Origin of the sequence: Nocardia takedensis NBRC 100417, assembly GCF_000308695.1 — a bacterium.
Taxonomy (GTDB): domain Bacteria; phylum Actinomycetota; class Actinomycetes; order Mycobacteriales; family Mycobacteriaceae; genus Nocardia; species Nocardia takedensis.
Window position 1 is genome coordinate 1 of the sequence record NZ_BAGG01000051.1, and the last position, 20,064, is coordinate 20,064.

Here is a 20,064-nt window from a genome sequence, read left to right on the forward strand (position 1 = left end):
CGTCGTGCCGCCGCTGGACTACCTGGTCAAGGCGCGCGACATCACCGCGCGGCACGGCGCGCTGCTGGTGCTGGACGAGGTGCAGACCGGAATCGGCCGCACCGGTCGCTTCTACGCCCACCAGTCCACCGGCATCGTCCCCGACGTGATCACCCTGGCCAAGGGCCTGGGCGGCGGTCTGCCGATCGGCGCGGTGCTGGCCACCGGACCGGCCGCCGACCTGCTCACCCCGGGCCTGCACGGCACCACCTTCGGCGGCAACGCGGTGTGCGCCGCGGCGGCGCTGGCGGTGCTGCGCACCATCGACGAGGACGGGTTGCTCGCCCACGTCGAATCGGTCGGCAAACGGCTCAGCGACGGCATCGAACTGCTCGAGCATCCGGTGGTCGACCACGTGCGCGGCGCGGGCCTGCTGCTGGCGATCGTGCTGAACCGCGACATCTCGGCCGAGGTCGAGGCGCGCGCCCGCGAAGCCGGATACCTGGTGAACGCGCCCAAGCCGAACGTGATCCGGTTGGCGCCGCCGCTGGTGCTCACCGAGACCCAATCCGACAATTTCGTGGCCGATCTGCCCGAGATTCTGGACGCCGCCGCCGACGACGCGAAGGGAACGACGGCATGAGCCCGACGACCGGACTCCGACACTTCCTGCGGGACGACGACCTCACGCCCGCCGAACAGGCCGAGGTCCTCGATCTGGCCGCCGAATTGAAGCATTCGCCGTTCCTGCGCCGTCCGCTGGACGGGCCGCGCGGGGTCGGGGTGATCTTCGAGAAGAACTCCACCAGGACCCGGTTCTCCTTCGAGATGGGCATCGCCCAACTCGGCGGGCACGCGGTCGTGGTGGACGGGCGCGACACCCAACTGGGCCGCGAAGAGACCCTCGCCGACACCGGCCGGGTGCTCTCGCGCTACGTCGAGGCGATCGTGTGGCGCACCTTCGAGCAGTCCCGCCTCGACGAGATGGCTTCGACGGCAACGGTTCCGGTGGTCAACGCGCTGTCCAACGAATTCCATCCGTGCCAGGTGCTCGCGGATCTGCTGACCCTGCGCGAACGCAAGGGCGACCTGACCGGGCGCAGGCTGACCTACTTCGGCGACGGCGCCAACAACATGGCCCATTCGCTGCTGCTGGGCGGGGTCACCGCCGGACTCGACGTGACCATCGCGGCCCCACCGGGTTTCGAGCCGCTGCCCTGGGTCCTGACGGCCGCGCGGGCCAGGGCCGCCGAGACCGGCGCGCGCATCACCCTCACCGGCGACCCGGTGGCCGCGGCCGCGGGGGCCGACGCGCTGGTCACCGACACCTGGACCTCGATGGGGCAGGAGAACGACGGCCTCGACCGCGTCGGCCCGTTCGAGCCGTTCCGGCTGACCGCCGACCTGCTGGCCAAGGCCGAACCCGACGTCGTCGTGCTGCACTGCCTGCCCGCCCACCGCGGGGAGGAGATCACCGACGAGGTGCTCGACGGCCCGCACAGCGCGGTCTGGGACGAGGCCGAGAATCGCCTGCACGCGCAGAAGGCGCTGCTGGTGTGGCTGCTCGAGCGACGCGGCAACGCGCGATGACACGACGATCCGGCGGCGCGGTCGACCCGGCCGCGCCGCGAGGACAGAGGTGACGATGACGACCCGTCCCGAGACCGGCGCGGCGGCCCGCGGTGGCACCATCGCCCGCACCCGAGCGGGTCGTCAGTCCCGCATCGTGGAACTGCTGTCCAGCCATGCGGTACGCAGTCAGACCGAACTGGCCGCGCTGCTGGCGGCCGAGGGTATCGAGGCCACCCAGGCCACCCTCTCGCGCGATCTCGACGAACTCGGCGCGGTGAAACTGCGAGCCGCCGACGGCGGGGCGGGCGTCTACGTCGTGCCCGAGGACGGCAGTCCGGTGCGCGGGGTCATCGGGGGCACCGACCGCCTGTCCAAACTGCTCGGCGATCTGCTGGTGTCCACGGATTCCAGCGGCAACATCGCGGTCCTGCGCACCCCGCCCGGCGCGGCCCACTACCTGGCCAGCGCCCTGGACCGCGCCGCCCTGCCCTTCATCGTGGGCACCATCGCCGGTGACGACACCATCGCCGTCATCGCCCGCGAACCCCTCACCGGCGCGGAACTGGCCGCCAAGATCGAGGAACTCGCCTAGCCTCCGGTCAGTCCAGCATCCGTTCGAGGTCGGACAACTCGCGCCCGATGCGCACTTCCAGCGCCCGCAGTTCCGCGACGATCTCGCGCGGCGGTCGGTGCGCGACCCGTTCGGTGCGCGCCTCGCGGTAGCGGCCGACGCTCAGGTCGTAGTCGCGCGCGGCGATCTCGGCCTTGGGCACCCGGAAACTCTGCTCGGTGCGCGCGCGGTCGCCTTCCTCGGCGTCCCGGCCTCGCCACCGGGCCAGCACGTCGGGGAGGTTGTTCGCGGCGTGCTCGTCGGCGTCGAGAACCACCGCGACACCGGTCTTCTCGGGGGGCAACAGGGGGGTGCGCCGATCGTCGAGGCCGTAGCCGTCCGCGGCGAGGTCGTAGAACCACACGTGCTCGGTCCGCTCGTCCTTGGTGAACACCAGGATCGCCGTGGACACTCCCGCGTACGGTTTGAACACCCCGGAGGGCAGCGCGACCACCGCGTCCAGGCGATGGTCCTCGACCAGGACGCGGCGCAGGTCCCGGTGCGCTCGGGTCGAGCCGAACAGCACGCCCGCCGGGACGATCACCGCCGCCCGCCCGCCGGGCGCGAGCAGGCGCAGGCACAAGGCCAGGAACAGCAGTTCGGTCCGGCGGGTCCGCACCACCGCCAGCAGGTCCGCCGCGGCGGCGTCGAGATCGAGGCTGCCCGCGAACGGCGGGTTGGCCAGGATGAGGCTGTAGCGGCCCGCGTCCTGCGACGCCGCGCCCGCCAGCGAATCGCGGTAGCGGATGTCGGCGTGCTCGATCCCGTGGGTGAGCATGTTCATCCCCGCGATGCGCAGCATGGTCGAGTCGAAGTCGAAGCCGTGGAACATGCCGCGCTGGAAATGCCCGTACCGCACCGGATCACGCAGGTCCGCGGCGTGTGCGCGGCGCAGGTGCTCGGCCGCCCCGATCAGGAATCCGGCGGTGCCGCAGGCCGGATCGCAGACGGTGTCCTGCGGGCCGGGCGCGGTCATCGCGACCATCAGGTCGATGATGTGGCGCGGCGTGCGGAACTGGCCGTTGTGGCCGGAGGTGGCGAGTCGGGCCAGCATGTACTCGTACAGATCGCCCATGGCGTCCCCGTCGAGGGACAACTCGTCGAGGGTGGCGACGGCGCGGGCGAGCAGGCCCGCGGTCGGGATGGTCAGGCGCGCGTCGCGCAGGTGCGCGCCGTAGGGCGACCCGGTCTCGCCGAGTCCCCGCAGCCAGGGGAACACCTCCTCGCGCACGGTCCGCAGCAACTCCTCCGGCGGGAGTGCGCGCAACCGCGACCAGCGCGGCCGTTCGGTGTCCGGCAGGGCCTCGGCGCGGTCGAGTCGCTCCAGGAACATCAGGTAGGTGAGTTGGTCGACCACTTCGAGGGGATTGGCGATGCCGCCGGTCCAGAAGGCGTCCCAGAGCCTGTCGATCCTGGTCCGCGATTCCCCGGTGCGCATGGCTGGCACAGTACCGCCCGCGACGGAGAGGAATCCGAGGTCACCGCGACGCGGGGGCACGCGGCGGCGCGTAGTGTGCTCCGGAGGCGAAGCCCGCCCGCACCCCCGGTTATGAATGAGATTGCATCGTCATGCATAATCATTTGTACGAGGGTGTGGGCACCGATCCGCGCGCCGAAGCGACCGGCACACCGACCTTCGCGGCGGCGAGTGCCTCCCGCCGTACGACCCATGCACGCCACCCGCACGAATTGAGGAGCACACACCACATGTCCGATCGCGTCGTACTCGCCTACTCCGGTGGGCTGGACACCTCCGTCGCCATCAGCTGGATCGGCAAGGAGACCGGTGCCGAGGTGGTGGCCGTGGCCATCGACCTGGGCCAGGGCGGCGAGGACATGAACGTGGTGCGCCAGCGCGCGCTGGACTGCGGCGCGGTCGAGGCCGTCGTCATCGACGCCCGCGACGAGTTCGCCGACGAATACTGCCTGCCCACCATCCAGGCCAACGCCCTCTACATGGGTCAGTACCCGCTGGTCTCGGCCATCAGCCGCCCGCTGATCGTCAAGCACCTGGTCGAGGCCGCCAAGTTCCACGGCGCGAGCACCGTCGCGCACGGCTGCACCGGCAAGGGCAACGACCAGGTCCGCTTCGAGGTCGGCATCGGCGCGCTCGCGCCCGACCTCACCGTCATCGCGCCGGTCCGCGACTACGCCTGGACCCGGGAGAAGGCCATCGCCTTCGCCGAGGAGAACGCGCTGCCGATCAACGTCACCAAGAAGTCGCCGTTCTCCATCGACCAGAACGTGTGGGGCCGCGCGGTCGAGACCGGCTTCCTCGAGGACCTGTGGAACGCGCCCACCAAGGACGTCTACGACTACACCGCCGACCCGACCGTCAACTTCGAGGCCCCCGACGAACTGATCGTCACCTTCGACAAGGGCGTCCCGGTCGCCGTCGACGGCCGCCCGGTCAGCGTCCTCGAGGCCATCGTCGAACTCAACCACCGCGCCGGACGGCAGGGCGTGGGCCGCCTGGACATGGTCGAGGACAGGCTCGTCGGCATCAAGAGCCGCGAGATCTACGAGGCGCCGGGCGCGCTGGCGCTGATCACCGCCCACCAGGCCCTCGAACACGTCACCATCGAGCGCGAACTGGGCCGCTACAAGCGCCAGGTCGAGCAGCGCTGGGGCGAGCTGGCCTACGACGGCCTGTGGTTCTCCCCGCTCAAGCGCGCCCTGGACGCCTTCGTCCAGGACACCCAGCAGCACGTCTCCGGTGAGATCCGCATGGTCCTGCACGGCGGGTCGGCCGTGGTCAACGGCCGCCGCTCCGAGCAGTCGCTCTACGACTTCAACCTGGCCACCTACGACGAGGGCGACACCTTCGACCAGTCGTTGGCCAAGGGCTTCGTGCAGATCCACGGCCTGTCGTCCAAGGTCGCCGCGCGCCGCGACCTGAACCAGAAGTAGCCGCCCGCCCACCGCACCGACCAGGAGAGAACCCACCCCATGACTTCGAGCGGCGAGCAGTCGACCCAGCACGGCACCAACGAAGGCGCCCTGTGGGGTGGTCGCTTCGCATCGGGTCCGGCCGCCGCGATGGCGGCGCTGAGCAAGTCGACCCATTTCGACTGGGCTCTGGCGCCCTACGACGTCCGGGCCTCCAAAGCGCACGCCCGGGTGCTGCACAAGGCGGGCTTGCTCGCCGACGCGGACCTGTCGGACATGCTCGCCGGACTCGACCGCCTCGCCGCCGACGTGGCCTCGGGGGCGTTCGGTCCGGCCGAGTCCGACGAGGACGTGCACGGCGCGCTCGAACGGGGTCTGATCGAACGGGTCGGCGCGGAACTGGGCGGCAGGCTGCGCGCGGGGCGCTCGCGCAACGACCAGGTGGCCACGCTGTTCCGGATGTGGCTGCGCGACGCGCTGGGCCGGGTCGCGCTGGGCCTGCTCGACGTGGTGGACGCGCTGGTGGCCCAGGCCGCCGCGCATCCGGACGCGGTGATGCCGGGCAAGACCCACCTCCAGGCGGCCCAGCCGGTGCTGCTTGCCCACCACCTGCTCGCGCACGCGCATCCGCTGCTGCGCGATGTCGACCGTCTGCGCGATGTCGACCGCCGCGCGGCGATCTCGCCCTACGGCGCGGGCGCGCTCGCCGGGTCCTCGCTGGGCCTGGACCCCGAGCAGATCGCGGCGGAACTGGATTTCACCGCCTCGGCGGCCAATTCGATCGACGCCACCTCGGCCCGCGACTTCGCCGCCGAGGCGGCGTTCGTGCTGGCGATGATCGGCGTCGACCTGAGCCGGATGGCCGAGGAGATCGTCCTCTGGAGCACCCCGGAGTTCGGCTACATCACCCTGGCCGACGCCTGGTCCACCGGGTCCTCGATCATGCCGCAGAAGAAGAACCCCGACGTGTCCGAACTCACCAGGGGCAAAGCGGGCAGGCTCATCGGCAACCTCACCGGCCTGCTGGCCACGCTGAAGGCCCAGCCGCTGGCCTACAACCGCGACCTGCAGGAGGACAAGGAACCGGTCTTCGACTCGGTGGCCCAACTGGAACTGCTGCTGCCCGCGATCGCCGGCCTGGTCGCCACCCTGACCTTCCACACCGAGCGGATGGCCGAGCTGGCCCCGGCCGGCTTCACCCTGGCCACCGACATCGCCGAATGGCTGGTCCGGCACGGTGTGCCGTTCCGGGTGGCGCACGAGGCCGCGGGCGCGTGCGTGCGCGTCGCCGAAGGGCGCGGCGTCGGCCTGGACGAACTCACCGACGCGGAGTTCGCCGCCGTGGACCCGGCGCTGACGCCGGATGTTCGCGAGGTGCTGACGGTGCAGGGTTCGATCGCCTCCCGCGACGCGAGGGGCGGCACGGCCGGGGTCCAGGTCGCCCGCCAGCTCGACGAAGTGCGCGCGAGCGCCGCCGAACTGCGCGCGCTCTACACCTGATCGGCCGGGACGGCCCGCTCGCTATCCTGCCGGAATGACCTTGCTGTTCCTGGCCCTGGCCATCGTCTCCGAGATCTCGGCGACCGTCTCGTTGAAGCTGTCGGAGGGGTTCAGCAAGCTCGTTCCGTCGATCGTGGTGGTGATCGGCTACGTCTCGGCCTTCTTCTTCCTGTCCAAGGCGCTGCAACGCGGGATGGCGATCGGTGTCGCCTACGGGATCTGGTCGGCGGTCGGGGTCGCCGCGGTGGCCACCATCGGCGCGCTGTTCCTCGGCGAACACCTCACCCTGGTGCAGGTCGGCGGGATCGGACTGGTCATCCTCGGCGTGCTGGCCCTGGAACTGGGCGGGGCGCACTGAGGACGGGGGTCAGCTCGCCGCGCGCTTGGCCAGATCGTGGGCGACCGCGCCCAGACGCGCGAGCCTGGCGTCGCCGAGCGGGGTGAGCCTGCCGCCGAGTCGGTTGGTGACGAACGCCAGCGACATGCCCGTGCTCGGATCGGCGAACGCGCCGGAGCCGCCGAGCCCGAAGTGGCCGAACGCCGAGATCGGTTCGGCCCGTGACGGTTTCATCGGCACACCGTGGAAGCCGAGCCCCCAGGGAATGCGGAAGGCGAGCACGTAGTCCGGGGTGAAGACCTGGCGGGTGGACAGCGCGGCGATGGTCTCCGGGTGCAGCAGGCGGTAGCCGTCCAACTCGCCGTCGTTGGCCAGCGCGCCGTAGAGGCGGGCCAGCGCGCGGGCCGAAAACACCCCGTTGACGCCGGGCATCACCGCGTCGTGCAGGCGCGGGTCGGCGACCAGATCGGCGAAGCCGGCCGGGGTGGTGTCGGCGGCGGCCGAGGTGAACCTGGTGCGGCCCAACAGTTTCGAGCCCGCGTCCCAGCTCATCCCGGCGACCGTGAGGCGGGGGAAGTTGGGCGCGATCCGGTCGCGCTGATCCTCCGGCACCCGGAACCACAATTCCTCCGCGCCCAGCGGTTCGGCGATCTCGGTGCGCAGCAGATCGGTGAAATCGGCGCCGCCGACCCGGCGCACCAGTTCGGCGACCAGGTGACCGAAGCTGATGCCGTGGTAGCCGCTGGTGACCAGATGCCGCGGATCCGGCGTGGCCGCGGCCAGTGCCGAGGTGACCGCCTCGTCGTCCAGGAAGCGCTCGACCGGACCCGGCAGCAGGCCGCGCAGTCGGTGCAGTCCGGCGCGGTGGGTGAGCAGTTCGCGCACCGTGATGCGGTCCTTGCCCGCCGCCGCGAACTCCGGCCAGTACTCGGCCACCGGGGTGTCGTAGTCGAGCGCGCCACGTTCGGCCAGGCGGTGCAGCAGCGTGGAGGCCACGCCCTTGCCGGTCGAATAGGCCATCGCCAAGGTGTCGTGCTGCCACGGCTTGCCGGGGCCCGCGAAACCGGCCCATACGTCGACGACGGGCTCCCCGTACTGGTACACCGCGAGCGCGCCGCCGCCGTCGCCCGGTCGGCGGAACAGTCGGTCGAATTCGGCGACGAGCGTCGCGTACCGACGGTCCACGAGTTGGGTGGTCGGGATGGTGGTCATGGACGATCCTCTCCTCCGTCTGCCCTTACAGCGTATGACCCCGCACCGGATCGTCACCTCACCGCCCTGATCCGGTGACTGTGCATTTTCCTGGTCGTCACATCGGGAACCGCCGCCGCAACACGGGCCGCCTACCGTGTGATCATGCCGCCACGCAGACGATCGGCCCTGCTCGCGAGGTTGGTGGTCGACGAACCGGGCAGGCCGCAGGTGATCCTCGGCGAACTGCGCCGGGTGATCCTCGACGGCGCGGTGCCGCCGTGCACGGTCATCCCGCTGCGCGAGGTCGCCGAACTGTTCGGCGTCAGCCACATTCCCGTGCGCGAGGCGTTGAAGACATTGATGGGGGAGGGGTTGGTCGTGCACCAACCCCACGGCGGGTACACCGTCGCCCAACTGACCGCGGGGGAGTTGCGCGAGATGTACATCGTGCGCGAGACCCTGGAAACGGCCTCGCTGGCCGCCGCGGCCGCGCACGCCACCGACGCCGACCACGCCGTCCTGCTCGAGGTCAACGCGCAACTGGAACGGGCCATCCGAGAGGACGACCCGGTCGCCTACCATCGCAGTTCGCGCCGCTTCCACGTCGCGCTGACCAGGCCCTCGCGCATGTTCCGGCTCATGCACATGCTGGAATCGGCCTGGAACGTCACCGAACCCGTGCAGTCGATGGTGCACATCGACCGCGAGGACCGCGCGCGCCTGCACACCGACCACGTCCTGATGCTCGACGCGTTCCTCTCGCGCGACGTCGACCGTCTGCTGCTGGTCGCCGAACACCATCACCGCCGCTTGGAGAAGGTGATCGCGACCCTGCCCACCGACACCGGCCTGCTCGCGCCCGCCGCGGAAGATATATCCGTGGCGCAATAGCCGGGCAACGGCGGCGCAACGGTCGGGCAATAGCCGATCCCTACCGTTCTCCCATCACAGTTACACCCTTCGGATGGGACACAACCATGACCGAAACGATCGCTCCCGCACCCGCGGCGGACCCGGCGACAGCACCCGCCTACGACCCACGCCTGACCAACGAGGATCTCGCGCCGCTGCGCGAACAGCGGTGGGGCACCTACAACATCTTCGCGTTCTGGATGTCGGACGTGCACAGCGTCGGCGGCTACGTCACCGCGGGCAGCCTGTTCGCCCTCGGCCTGGCCAGTTGGCAGGTGCTGGTCGCGCTGGTGGTCGGCATCACCATCGTCTACTTCCTCTGCAACCTGGTCGCCAAACCCTCACAGGTGACCGGTGTTCCGTACCCGGTGATGTGCCGGGCCGCCTTCGGCGTGCTGGGCGCGAACATCCCCGCGATCATCCGCGGGCTGATCGCCGTGGCCTGGTACGGCATCCAGACCTTCCTGGCCTCCGCGGCGCTGGATGTGGTGCTGATCAAACTGTTCCCCGATCTCGCGCCCTACGCGGTGGTCGAGGACTACGGGTTCCTGGGGCTGTCGCTGCTGGGCTGGGGCAGCTACCTGCTGCTGTGGGTGGTGCAGGCGTGCGTGTTCTGGCGCGGCATGGAATCGATCCGCAAATTCATCGACTTCTGCGGTCCGGCCGTCTACGTGGTGATGTTCCTGCTGTGCGGCTACCTGATCGCGAAAGCGGGATGGGGCGCGATCGACCTGAACCTCGGCGCGGTCACCAAGACCGGCTGGGACGCGGTGCCCGTCATGCTGGGCGCCATCGCCCTGGTGGTGTCCTACTTCTCCGGCCCGATGCTCAACTTCGGCGACTTCTCCCGCTACGGACGCAGTTTCGCGGCGGTCAAACGCGGCAACCTGCTCGGACTGCCGCTGAACTTCCTGGTGTTCTCGCTGCTGGTGGTGATCACCGCCTCGCTCACGGTGCCCGTCTACGGCGAGCTGATCACCGACCCGGTCGCCACCGTCGCCCGCATCGACAGCACCTTCGCCATCGTGCTCGGCGCGCTCACCTTCACCATCGCCACCGTCGGCATCAACATCGTCGCCAACTTCATCTCCCCGGCCTTCGATTTCTCCCACGTCAGCCCGCAGCGGATCAGTTGGCGGGCGGGCGGCATGATCGCCGCCGTCGGTTCGGTGCTCATCACGCCGTGGAACCTCTACAACAATCCCGACGTCATCCACTACACCCTCGAGGTGCTCGGCGCGTTCATCGGCCCGCTGTTCGGCGTGCTCATCGCCGACTACTACCTGATCCGCAAGCAGCGCGTCGCGGTCGACGACCTGTTCACCATGTCGACCACCGGACAGTACTGGTACAGCAAGGGTTACAACCCGAACGCGGTGCTGGCCACGGTCATCGGCGCGCTGGTCGCGGTGTTCCCGGTGCTGGCCGGTGACCTGCCGGGCATGCACACCGCCGCCCAGTACAGCTGGTTCATCGGCTGCGGCCTCGGCTTCGTCGTCTACTACCTGGCCGCGAGCCGCACCCGAGCGCGCCAAGAGGTCACCGCCTGATGCGCATCCGGGTCGTCAACCCGAACACCACGCGGGCGATGACCGACACGATCGAGCGCAGTGCCGGGGCCGTCATCGGTCCCGGCACCCGCCTCGACGCGGTCACCAGCGAGATGGGCCCGGAGTCCATCGAGAGCCACTACGACGAAGCACTCAGCGTGCCGGGCGTGCTCGCGGCCATCGCCCAAGGGGAACGCGAGGGCGTGGACGGGTACGTCCTCGCCTGTTTCGGCGATCCCGGCCTGGACGCCGCGCGGGAACTGGCGGCGGGACCGGTGATCGGCATCGCCGAAGCGGCCATGCGCACCGCCACCCACCTGGGCCGCGGCTTCAGTGTGGTGACCACGCTGGGTCGCACCGTCGGCCGCGCCGCCGACCTCGCCGAACGCTATGGGGTGCAACGGTTCTGCCTCGGCATCCACGCCTGTGAACTGCCCGTGCTCGCGCTGGAGACCGACCCCGACGCGCGCAAGATCGTCACCGAGGCGTGCCGGGAGGCCGTCGAGCGCGACGGGTCCGACGCGATCGTGCTCGGCTGCGCGGGCATGGCCGACCTGTGCGCGCACATCGGCGCGGAGATCGGTGTCCCGGTCGTCGACGGCGTGGCCGCCGCGACGCTGACCGTGCAATCACTGGTCACGCTCGGACTGCGCACCTCCGGTCGGGGTGAGTACGCCGCGCCCCCGTCGAAGGCGTATCGCGGCGTACTGCGCCCTTTCGGCCGCTGACACCCGGCGGTCGCGGGCCGGGTGTCAGCGGTGCGCGCGGTCGCGGCGACCGTCAGGCCGCGACCGCGTAGCTCAACTCCTCGAGGGCGGCGTCGGGATCGGCGACGTCGACCACCAGGCGGGTGAAATCCGCGCCGACCAGGTCGATCCGGATCGCCTGACCCCCGAACCGGGTGTCCCAGAACTCCTTGCGATGCCGTCCGCGATAGGTGCCCGCGGCGATCACGCCGGGGAAGAACGCACCCGGCGCCCGCACCCACGGCGGACGCAGATCGACCGGCGCCAGCGAGATGTCGGTGATGTCCTCGACATCCACGGTGAGGTGTTCGCGCAACGACAGGATCCGGTCCACACCGAGCACATTCACCGTCACCCTGCCACTGGTGACTTCGACCTCGACCATGGTGCACCTCCATCAGCGCCGAATTCGTACCCTCACCACTGTCCCGGCTGTGCCTGTTCACACCCTGTGGCCAACCTGTGATTCCCCCAAGTTCCGCCCGCTCCGCCCGCCCGACCAGCACGAACCCCACCCGAAACCTGAGACAACCCTGTGCCCCCTTATCGCCCACCCCAGCCATGCCATTACGTAGATATGCGCATCAAGCCATGTGCGCGCCCGAAGCGGCGCAGACCGGCACGCTTCGTATGCGAACAGCAAGAAGGGGAGGGCGAGCCCCAGCGGTCCCGGGACCGGGGTGATCCCGGGACCTGTGGGGCTAGCGGGCGACCAAGTGGTGGGAACGGTCGGCGATCTGGAGGACCGACGCGAGCCACGGGGAATAGCTGCCCGGGTCGTCGCAGAGGCGGACCCGCAGGACGTCGGGGTCGACCCAGGCGACGTCGGCCACCTCGGCCGGGTCGGGGCGCGGCTGCGCACCGTCGGCCTTGCCGATCACGACGTGGTCCCATTCGTGTTCCGCGCGCCCGGTGTCGCCGTCGGCGGCCTGGTAGCGGAACACGCCGGCTTCGACCAGGTCGGCGGTGAGGCCGAGTTCCTGGTCGAGCCTTACCGCGGCGGCGTCCACCACCGTTTCGCCGGGGGCCGGATGCCCGCAGCAGGTGTTGGCCCACAGGAGCGGGAAGCGGGTCTTGACCGCGGCGCGTCGCTGCAACAGGACCCGGCCCGCGTCGTCGAACAGCAGGACCGAGAAGGCCCGGTGCAACTGCCCCGGCGCCTGATGGGCCAGCGCGACCGGGGAGGTCCCGATCGCACGGCCCGCGTCGTCGACGAGTTCCACGAGCAGGGCCTCGCGGTCGGTGGGCCGGTCGGCCGGTTTCTCCGTCACCGCCCCACCTTATCGGCGGCGATCAACAGGTACTGGAAACTGCCTTCCTTGTAGGAGGTCAGGAACGGGGTCTCCACGCCCGTGGCCAGCTCCGATTCGGTACGCAACTCCCAGTACGGGATGGTCGCCGGGGTGAGATCGATCACGCTGATCGGCGTCAGCCCGTTGTCGGCCATCGCGCGGAAGTACTCGCTGCGCGGGTGGATCATGCAGCCGTAGTGCGCGTCGATCCAACTCACCGAGGAGGACCGGCCGCCGGTGACGTCGTTGGAGCAGCCCGTGACGCACACGTAGCGGCCGCCGGGCCGCAGCAGCCGGGAGAACTCCGCGAACAGGTCGAACAGGTCGACGTACATGGTGGTCTCGTTGGTCCAGATCCCGCGCATCGAACCGGCCTCGAACCCGGTGTCGAGCATGTTCCGGAAATGGAACCGCACCCGGTCCTCGACCCCGCGCGCGGCGGCCTGCTCGTTGGCGAAACCCACCTGGTACTCGGAGATGGTGACGCCGTCGACGCGGCAGCCGAACCGCTGGTTGGCCATGATGCTGGTGCCGCCGCGCCCGGAGCCGCCGTCGAGCAGTCGATCGCCGGGCCGCACGTCGCCGAGGTGGTCGAGCAGCAGGTCGGCCTGGGCCGTCTCGAGCCGGTGCAGTTCCTCCACGATGCGGGCCTGTCTGGTCTCGGCGGGCGCGTCGAGCACCGACAGGTCCGGTTCGCCGATGCCGTAGTGGTGGTGGTAGAGCCCGTCCACCTCGCCGAGGACGGTGTTGACCCGATCGTCGTTGGGGTTGTTGTTCCAGTACTCGGCAACGGACTTCTGGTAGCTGGTACGCAGTACGGTGTCGGTCTCGGGGTCGATCATGGTCATGCGTGATCATCCTCTCTCGTTGCGCGACTGGCTTTCTCGGGTTCCTCAGTCCCGGTAGCGCTTGCTGTCGGCGTGCCAGGCGCGGTTGCCGCCCATCCACGCCCACAGGCCGACCAGGAATCGGCGCAGTTCGGGCGAGCCCGCGGCGGCCAACGGCGCCGCCTCGGCCTCGAACCGGTGCACCAATTCGTCGTGCACGGCGGCGGTCCGCTCGACCGCCTCCCGTCGGGAACAGTTCTCCTCCGCGGCCAGCACCGTCGGGAGATTGAACTCGCGGTGCTCGGCGCGGTCCTCCCTGGCCATCGAATACAGGTCGTTGACCATCTGACTGGCCAGCGCGGCGGTGGTGACCACCCGGCGCACCCGGGGGTCGGTGTATTCCTCGGCGCCGATCTCGTAACCGCCGAGCACGTCGATCGGGGCCATGCACGGCAGGAAACTGTGCGGTTGACGGTTGGTCAGGTATTCCCACACCGGCGGCATCCGGTCGGCCACCCGCCACCCGGCCTCGGCGCCGAGTGCGATGAACCATCCCGCGATCTCGGTGCGCAGCCTGCCCAGTTGCGCCGCGGTGGCGTAGCGGGACAGGTGCTCGAAGGAGGTGCGGAACGCCCGCAGGATGGGATCGGCCCGCATCGCCTCCTCGAGTTGCGCGGCGTAGCGGACCGGCAGGTGCACCGGGTCCATCGCAGCGGCGGCCAGTTCCAGGCGCGGCCCCAGTTCGGCGGTGGCGCTGGACGGTGTGCCGTCCGGCGCCCGTTCGTCGGCTCCCTCCTCGCAGTAGTAGTCGTCCACCGACCACTCCGACACCGCGCATTTCGCCGCGGCCAACAGCTTGTCGGCGTCGTCGCAGTCGGGGTGGGCCAGCATGATCAGCCGACCGAAGTCGGCGTCGCGCAATTCGTCGAGTCTGCCCTCGTACAGGCCGATCTCGGCCGCCCAGGCGATCAGTCCGTCGTTGACGGTCTCGGCCAGCGCCGGATCGTCGCGCACGGGCGGCGGACAGTACAGGGGCGGAATCGGCGCGCTGTCGGCTCGCTCGGCCGCCGCGCGCCCGGGGGCCGCCGAAGCGGTCCCGAGGCCGGTCGGTCCCCGGGGTATCGTCCCGGTTCGTCGGGTCGGCGTCTCGCCCCGCGGTGGCGCGATGTCGACATCGCGCTGCGGCACAGTCGATTTCGGGATGTATGCGACCCGCTGTCCTGTGCCCGTCGGCTCCGCTACGGCCCCGATCGCCGGAGCTATGACGGGGGCGACCGGTTCGACGGGCGGCGACGGCGGTAACCGCAGCGCCGCCGCACCGAGCCCGGAGGGGCCGAGCAACCGGGTGGGCGCAGGTCGGCGAGGGGGTGCCACCGGCGGCGTCCCCGGAGCCGAATCGGCCTCCGCGGCAACCGGTGTCGCCTCCGCGTCGAACAGGTCGGCGGGGGCGGTGACCCCCACGGTGTCGAGCAGCGCGGCGACCGTGGCCGCCACTTCGTCGCGGGCCGGTGGCGCCGCGACACGTGACAGTACCGACATGGTCGACGCTCCGATCAGTTCGTGGGTCGGGCGGTCTGGACGTTGTCGAGGATGCCGAGGGCGTCGGGCACCAGGATCGCGGCCGAGTAGTAGCAGCTGACCAGGTAGCTGATGATGGACTGGTTGTCGATGCCGGTGAAGCGGACGTTGAGGCTGGGTTCGTACTCGTCGGGGATGCCGGTCTGGTGCAGGCCGATCACGCCCTGATTCGATTCGCCGGTGCGCAACGCCAGGATGCTGGTGGTGCCCGCGGCGGAGACCGGGATCTTGGAGCAGGGCAGCAGCGGGATGCCGCGCCAGGCGGGCAGGTGGTGGCCGTCGATGGTGGTGGGGGTGGGGTAGAGGCCGGCCGCGGTGGCCTGCCGGGAGAACGCGGCGATGGCCCTGGGGTGGGCCAGCAGCACATTCGTGCCGCGCCGCATCGAGATCAGTTCGTCCAGGTCGTCGGGGGTGGGCGCGCCGGCGTGGGTGTGGATGCGCTGTTTGAGGTCGCAGTTGTGCAGCAGGCCGAAGTCGGGGTTGTTGATCAGATCGTGCTCGCGGCGTTCGTAGAGCGCCTCGATGGTCAGCTTCAACTGCTGCTGGGTCTGGTTCATCGGGTCGTTGAACAGGTCGGCGACGCGGGTGTGGATGCGCAGCACCGACTGGGCCAGCGACAGTTCGTATTCGCGGGGGTTGGTGTCGTAGTCGACGAAGGTCGGGGTGAGCAGCGGTTCGCCGTCGTGGCCCGAGGCGATCTCGATATCGGCCTCACCGCGGCTGTTCTGCGCTTTGGCGGGCGCGTCGGCGAGGTCGGCGAGGTAGTCGCCCAGCGGCGGGATCCCCGCCGCGGCCTCGTCCAACTCCGCGCGGGTGAGCACGAGAACCGTGGTGGGAGCGAGGGTTTTGAGCGTGTGGTCCCAGATGGCGTCGGGGTCGGTGAGCACCGCCTCGCCGGCGTGGTCGCCCGCGGCCAGCGTGCCGGTGACGGTGTGCTCGCCGTATTCGCCGGTGCCCAGGCGCGCGATCCGCCCGTGCACCACCAGGATCAGTCGGTCCACGGGGTTGCCGAATTCGGCCAGGACGTACCCGGTGTCGAGATCGTGCTGGACGAACCGGTCCGCCAGCGCGCCGAGCGCGTCGACGTCGGTGAACCCGCGCAGTGCGCCGATCTCGGTGAGTTCCAGCGGGATCACCCGCGCGGTGGACCCGTCGACGGCGAATTCGATCTCGCCGTTGCCGACGGTGTGGGTCAGTCGCCGGTTGACCCGGTACACACCGCCGTCGACCTGCACCCACGGCAGCGAGCGGGTCAGCCACCGGGAGGTGATGCCCTGCATCTGCGGTTCGGACTTCGTCGTGGTCGCCAACTGGTGCGCGGCGGTCGTGGACAGCGACTGCCGGACCGATTCCTCGGAAACCTCGGCGGGAAGTGGCATTTCAATGGTCATGTCTGGTCCTCACCTCGAGATGGTCACGAATGTGCACTGGAGATTGAGAATCGATGCCTGTCCGGAACTTTCGCGCGAGCCGAGCCGAGAACGCCGGTAGCCGAAGCGAATACGGGATCGAAGACCGCTTCCGGACGCGTTCGATGCTAGGTCGCGGAGCCGTAGCGGCGCAGCGGAATTCGCAGAATCATCGGAACCGGTGTCCGCCGCGCCGCGACACGCGAGGAAACCGCAGACACGCCTGACCAGGCGGTCTGTTGCGCCGCCTCGGACATCACCCGCGTCCGCCCACCGCGTCACCGTCGGTTGCCGACCGACGGTGACGCGGTCAGGGCACGCACGGATCGGGTTCTCGTCCCGCGGGCCTGCGCCGCCCGCCGAGTCGCCTCCGGGAGTGGGCGCGAACCCGCCCGGGTCGCGGTGGGGTAGCTGAGGCGCGGGTCGCGGGAAGGTCACGGCGGACGAGCTTCCCGACATGGATAAGGTCACAGCGGCCTCATAATGGACACACGATGTGGGAAGCTCGACCGGACCGGATCGGGTGTGTGTTGCGGGTCACGTTGAGGGTAGGCCGGGAGCAAACGTGAAGTTGAGTGCGAAGGATATGGCGAGTTCGGTACGGCGGTTGATGTCCACCGCCCAGAACGGGCTCGAGGTCATCCGCTTCGGCGGGCTGACCAACGACGTCGTCTCGTCGCCGTTCGAGGTGGTCGAACGCAGACGCATGTACCGGTTGCGCCACTACTTCCCCGACGACGTCCCCGCCGCCCCCGCGCGCGAGGGCGAACAGCGCCCCGTCGCCCTGCTGGTCCCGCCGCTGATGGTCAACGCCGACATCTGGGACGTCAACGCCGAGGACGGCGCGGTCGGCATCCTGCACCGCGGCGGCGTGGACTGCTGGGTGGTCGACTTCGGCTCGCCCGCCACCGAGGAGGGCGGCTGGCAGCGCGACCTGGCCGACCACGTGCTGGCCGTGGACGCCGCCATCGACGCGGTCTGCGAGGCGACCGGAGCGCCCGTGCACCTCATGGGCTACTCCCAGGGCGGCATGTTCGCCTACCAGACCGCCGCCTACCGCTACGGCAAGGGCGTGGCCAGCATCGTGACCTTCGGCAGCCCGGTCGACATCGTCGCGGGCATGCCGTTCGGGCTGCCCTACGGGTTGGTCTCCGACGTCGCCGATTTCCTGGCCGACCACGTCGTCACCCGGTTGCCGATCACCGATTCGATGGTCCGACTCGGTTTCCAGATGCTCGACCCGGTCAAGACCGCCAAGTCCCGCATCGATTTCCTGCGCCAACTGCACGACCGCGAGGCCCTGCTGCCCAAGGAACGCCAGCGCCGATTCCTCAACAGCGACGGCTGGGTCGGCTACGCCGGTCCTGCGGCGGCCGATCTGCTCAAGCAGTTCGTGGCGCACAATCGGATGATGTTGGGCGGGTTCGTGATCCGCGACCACCCGATCTCGCTGGCCGAGTTGAAGTGCCCGATCCTCGCGGTGCTGGGCGAGGTCGACGACATCGGCCAGCCCGCCGCGGTGCGCGGCATCGTGCGCGCGGCCCCGAACGCCGAGGTGTACGAGGCAAGCCTGGTCGCGGGCCATTTCGGTCTGGTCGCGGGCAGTACCGCGAGCAACGTCACCTGGCCGCTGGTGCGCGAGTGGATCGACTGGCTGGACCGGGGTCGCCCGCTGCCCGCCGAGATCTCCCGGATGACCGAACACGTCGCCTCGACGGGCCCGCGCACCGCCGCGACCCGTGTCGTGCACACGGCCGCCACCCTCGCCGAGGCGGGCGCGGGGTTCGGCAAGGTCATCGAGACCGTCGCCAACAACACCGTGCGCGGGTCGGTCGAACTCGCGGGCGAGGCCGCCCGCGCGCTGCCCCGCCTGACCAGGCTGGGCATGATCCAGCCCGGCACCAGGATCTCGCTGGGCAGGCTGATCTCCGAACAGGCCCGCCGCGCCCCCTTGCGCGAATGCTTCCTGTTCGACGACCGCGTGCACACCAACGCCGCCGTCGACGCCCGCATCGACAACGTGGTGCGCGGCCTGATCTCGGTGGGCATCCGGCCCGCCGCGCGCGTCGCCGTCGTCATGGAGACCCGCCCGAGCGCGCTGGCCGCGGTCGCCGCGCTCTCGCGCCTGGGCGCGGTGGCGGTGCTGCTGGCCCCCGGCAGCGAACTGGAACGCGCACTGGCGGCCACCGGCGCGCAGACCATCATCGCCGACCCCGAGAACGCCCGGCACGCCGCCGACACCGGCGCCCGCGTGCTGGTGCTCGGCGGCGGCGCGACCCGCACCCTCGACATCGCCACCGGCGACCGGTTGATCGATCTCGAGCGCGTCGACCCGGCCGCGGTGCGTCTGCCCGCCTGGTACCGGCCCGATCCCGGCCGCGCGCGAGAACTGGCTTTCGTCCTGGTCACCGGCACCGGCGACCGGCTCGAGACCAAATACATCACCAACCACCGCTGGGCGCTGTCGGCGTTCGGCACCGCGACCTCGGCCGATCTGGGTCGCCGCGACACCGTCTACTGCCTGGCGCCGCTGCACCACTCCTCGGGGCTGCTGGTCAGCCTGGGCGGCGCGATCGCGGGCGGCAGTCGGATCGCGTTGGCGCGCTCGCTGGACCCGGCCCGCTTCGGCGAGGAGGTGCACCGCTACGGCGTCACGGTGGTCACCTACACCTGGACGATGCTGCGCGACATCCTCGACGCCGAGGTGTTCCCCGCCGGGCACGCCCACCCGATCCGGTTGTTCATCGGCTCCGGCATGCCCGCGGGCCTGTGGCGGCGCACCACCGAACAGTTCGAGCCCGCCCGGGTCCTCGAGTTCTACGCCTCCATCGAGGGCGACGTGGTGCTGGCCAACGTGACCGGCGCCAAGGCGGGCTGCAAGGGCAGGCCCATGCCGGGCACCGCCCGCGTCGAACTGGTCGCCTACGACCCGGTCACCGAGCAGATCCGCGTCGACGAATCCGGTTTCGCGCGCCGCTGCCTCGACAACGAGGTGGGCCTGCTGATCGGCCGCGCCGCCGACGGCGTCGACCTGTCCGCGGGCGGTCTGCGCGGGGTGTTCGCCGCGGGCGACGCCTGGATGCCCACCGAGAACCTGTTCCGCCGCGACAGCGACGGGGACTACTGGTTGGTCGACCGCACCGACACCGTCATCAAGACCGCGCGCGGCCCGGTGTTCACCCAGCCGATCGTGGACATCCTCAACGACATCACCGCCGTCGACCTCGAGGTCGCCTACGGCCTTCCGGTGGACGGGGGCGTCCTGGCGGTGGCGGCGGTCAGTGTGCGGGCTGGTCACCGATTGACCCGCGAGGACGTCACCGAGGCCGCGCGGGCCCTGCCGCCGTCGCAGCGCCCCGATCTGGTCTACGTGGTGGACGAGATCCCGCGCAGCGCCACCTACCGGCCCTCGACCCGCGCGGTCCAGGCGCAGGGCCGTCCCGCGCCCGGCCCGGACACGTGGTGGTACCGCCGCGCGACCGACACCTACGAGATCCTCACCGAGGACAAGGCGAGGACGCTGCTGGGGGAGTGAGCCGGCGTCCGCGAGCGCGCCCGCCGCGCGCGGGCGCGGCACCGGAGGCGTTGTCCGACAACGGCTTCGACGCGGCCCTCGATAACGGATCGACCAGCGAAGACCGGTATCGATGTGCCGATGTCCGATCTCGC

General features: G+C 70.4%; 17 protein-coding genes. 10 read left to right on the top strand and 7 right to left on the bottom strand.

Annotated elements, in window-relative coordinates; translation table 11 throughout:
* The 3 genes from ON30_RS10565 to ON30_RS10575 form a co-directional block, all read left to right on the top strand.
* A partial coding sequence (locus ON30_RS10565) for an aminotransferase class III-fold pyridoxal phosphate-dependent enzyme (RefSeq protein WP_040706189.1) occupies positions 1 to 622 on the top strand: 622 nt, incomplete at its 5' end.
* Positions 619 to 1,569, top strand: a complete 951-nt coding sequence (gene argF, locus ON30_RS10570) for an ornithine carbamoyltransferase (protein WP_040706191.1) — start codon at positions 619 to 621, stop codon at positions 1,567 to 1,569. The genes ON30_RS10565 and argF, both read left to right, overlap by 4 nt.
* 55 nt (positions 1,570 to 1,624) lie before the next feature.
* Positions 1,625 to 2,143 carry an arginine repressor gene (locus ON30_RS10575; RefSeq protein WP_051029166.1) on the top strand — a complete coding sequence of 173 codons (519 nt, stop codon included), beginning with the start codon at positions 1,625 to 1,627 and terminating at the stop codon, positions 2,141 to 2,143.
* Positions 2,144 to 2,150: 7 nt separating this feature from the next.
* On the opposite strand, the gene ON30_RS10580 is transcribed toward ON30_RS10575, so the two are convergent.
* A complete protein-coding gene (locus ON30_RS10580; protein WP_040706193.1) occupies positions 2,151 to 3,599 on the bottom strand; it encodes a class I SAM-dependent DNA methyltransferase in 1,449 nt (482 codons plus the stop codon).
* A gap of 269 nt (positions 3,600 to 3,868) precedes the next feature.
* Here ON30_RS10580 and ON30_RS10585 point away from each other — a divergent pair, with 269 nt between their 5' ends.
* The 3 genes from ON30_RS10585 to ON30_RS10595 are packed head-to-tail and all read left to right on the top strand — an operon-like array spanning position 3,869 to position 6,908.
* Entirely contained in the window at positions 3,869 to 5,071 is a 1,203-nt protein-coding gene (locus tag ON30_RS10585) for an argininosuccinate synthase (RefSeq protein WP_040706230.1), read from the top strand.
* Positions 5,072 to 5,110: 39 nt separating this feature from the next.
* Positions 5,111 to 6,550 (top strand): argininosuccinate lyase, encoded by a 1,440-nt coding sequence (argH, locus tag ON30_RS10590; protein WP_040706195.1) that lies wholly within the window; start codon positions 5,111 to 5,113, stop codon positions 6,548 to 6,550.
* A gap of 34 nt (positions 6,551 to 6,584) precedes the next feature.
* Positions 6,585 to 6,908, top strand: a complete 324-nt coding sequence (locus ON30_RS10595) for a DMT family transporter (protein ID WP_040706197.1) — start codon at positions 6,585 to 6,587, stop codon at positions 6,906 to 6,908.
* 9 nt (positions 6,909 to 6,917) lie between these two features.
* On the opposite strand, the gene ON30_RS10600 is transcribed toward ON30_RS10595, so the two are convergent.
* Positions 6,918 to 8,099 carry a serine hydrolase domain-containing protein gene (locus tag ON30_RS10600; RefSeq protein WP_040706201.1) on the bottom strand — a complete coding sequence of 394 codons (1,182 nt, stop codon included), beginning with the start codon at positions 8,097 to 8,099 and terminating at the stop codon, positions 6,918 to 6,920.
* A 144-nt stretch (positions 8,100 to 8,243) separates the two neighbouring features.
* Between ON30_RS10600 and ON30_RS10605 the strand changes: the two genes are divergently transcribed.
* The 3 genes from ON30_RS10605 to ON30_RS10615 all read left to right on the top strand — a co-directional run bounded on the left by ON30_RS10605 (position 8,244) and on the right by ON30_RS10615 (position 11,271).
* Positions 8,244 to 8,972 (top strand): GntR family transcriptional regulator, encoded by a 729-nt coding sequence (locus tag ON30_RS10605; protein WP_040706232.1) that lies wholly within the window; start codon positions 8,244 to 8,246, stop codon positions 8,970 to 8,972.
* An 86-nt stretch (positions 8,973 to 9,058) separates the two neighbouring features.
* Positions 9,059 to 10,543: an NCS1 family nucleobase:cation symporter-1 gene (locus tag ON30_RS10610; protein ID WP_040706203.1), complete on the top strand. Its 1,485-nt coding sequence runs from the start codon at positions 9,059 to 9,061 to the stop codon at positions 10,541 to 10,543.
* On the top strand, positions 10,543 to 11,271 hold the full coding sequence (locus ON30_RS10615) for an aspartate/glutamate racemase family protein (RefSeq protein WP_040706205.1): 729 nt from the start codon (positions 10,543 to 10,545) through the stop codon (positions 11,269 to 11,271). Before ON30_RS10610 ends, ON30_RS10615 begins: the two co-directional genes overlap by 1 nt.
* A 52-nt stretch (positions 11,272 to 11,323) precedes the next feature.
* On the opposite strand, the gene ON30_RS10620 is transcribed toward ON30_RS10615, so the two are convergent.
* The 5 genes from ON30_RS10620 to ON30_RS10640 form a co-directional block, all read right to left on the bottom strand.
* Positions 11,324 to 11,674, bottom strand: a complete 351-nt coding sequence (locus ON30_RS10620; protein ID WP_040706207.1) for a hypothetical protein — start codon at positions 11,672 to 11,674, stop codon at positions 11,324 to 11,326.
* A gap of 316 nt (positions 11,675 to 11,990) precedes the next feature.
* Complete coding sequence (idi, locus tag ON30_RS10625; RefSeq protein ID WP_245553996.1) at positions 11,991 to 12,560, bottom strand: isopentenyl-diphosphate Delta-isomerase; 570 nt, start codon at positions 12,558 to 12,560, stop codon at positions 11,991 to 11,993.
* Entirely contained in the window at positions 12,557 to 13,429 is an 873-nt protein-coding gene (locus ON30_RS10630) for a geranyl diphosphate 2-C-methyltransferase (protein WP_040706209.1), read from the bottom strand. Before ON30_RS10630 ends, idi begins: the two co-directional genes overlap by 4 nt.
* 45 nt (positions 13,430 to 13,474) lie before the next feature.
* The gene (locus tag ON30_RS10635; protein ID WP_040706211.1) at positions 13,475 to 14,947 is read right to left on the bottom strand and encodes a family 2 encapsulin nanocompartment cargo protein terpene cyclase; all 1,473 of its coding nucleotides are present in this window, start codon (positions 14,945 to 14,947) and stop codon (positions 13,475 to 13,477) included.
* 14 nt (positions 14,948 to 14,961) lie between these two features.
* The gene (locus ON30_RS10640) at positions 14,962 to 16,377 is read right to left on the bottom strand and encodes a family 2B encapsulin nanocompartment shell protein (protein ID WP_040706213.1); all 1,416 of its coding nucleotides are present in this window, start codon (positions 16,375 to 16,377) and stop codon (positions 14,962 to 14,964) included.
* Positions 16,378 to 16,960: 583 nt separating this feature from the next.
* Here ON30_RS10640 and ON30_RS10645 point away from each other — a divergent pair.
* The gene (locus ON30_RS10645) at positions 16,961 to 19,930 is read left to right on the top strand and encodes an AMP-binding protein (protein WP_083911297.1); all 2,970 of its coding nucleotides are present in this window, start codon (positions 16,961 to 16,963) and stop codon (positions 19,928 to 19,930) included.
* Positions 19,931 to 20,064: the final 134 nt, after the last annotated feature.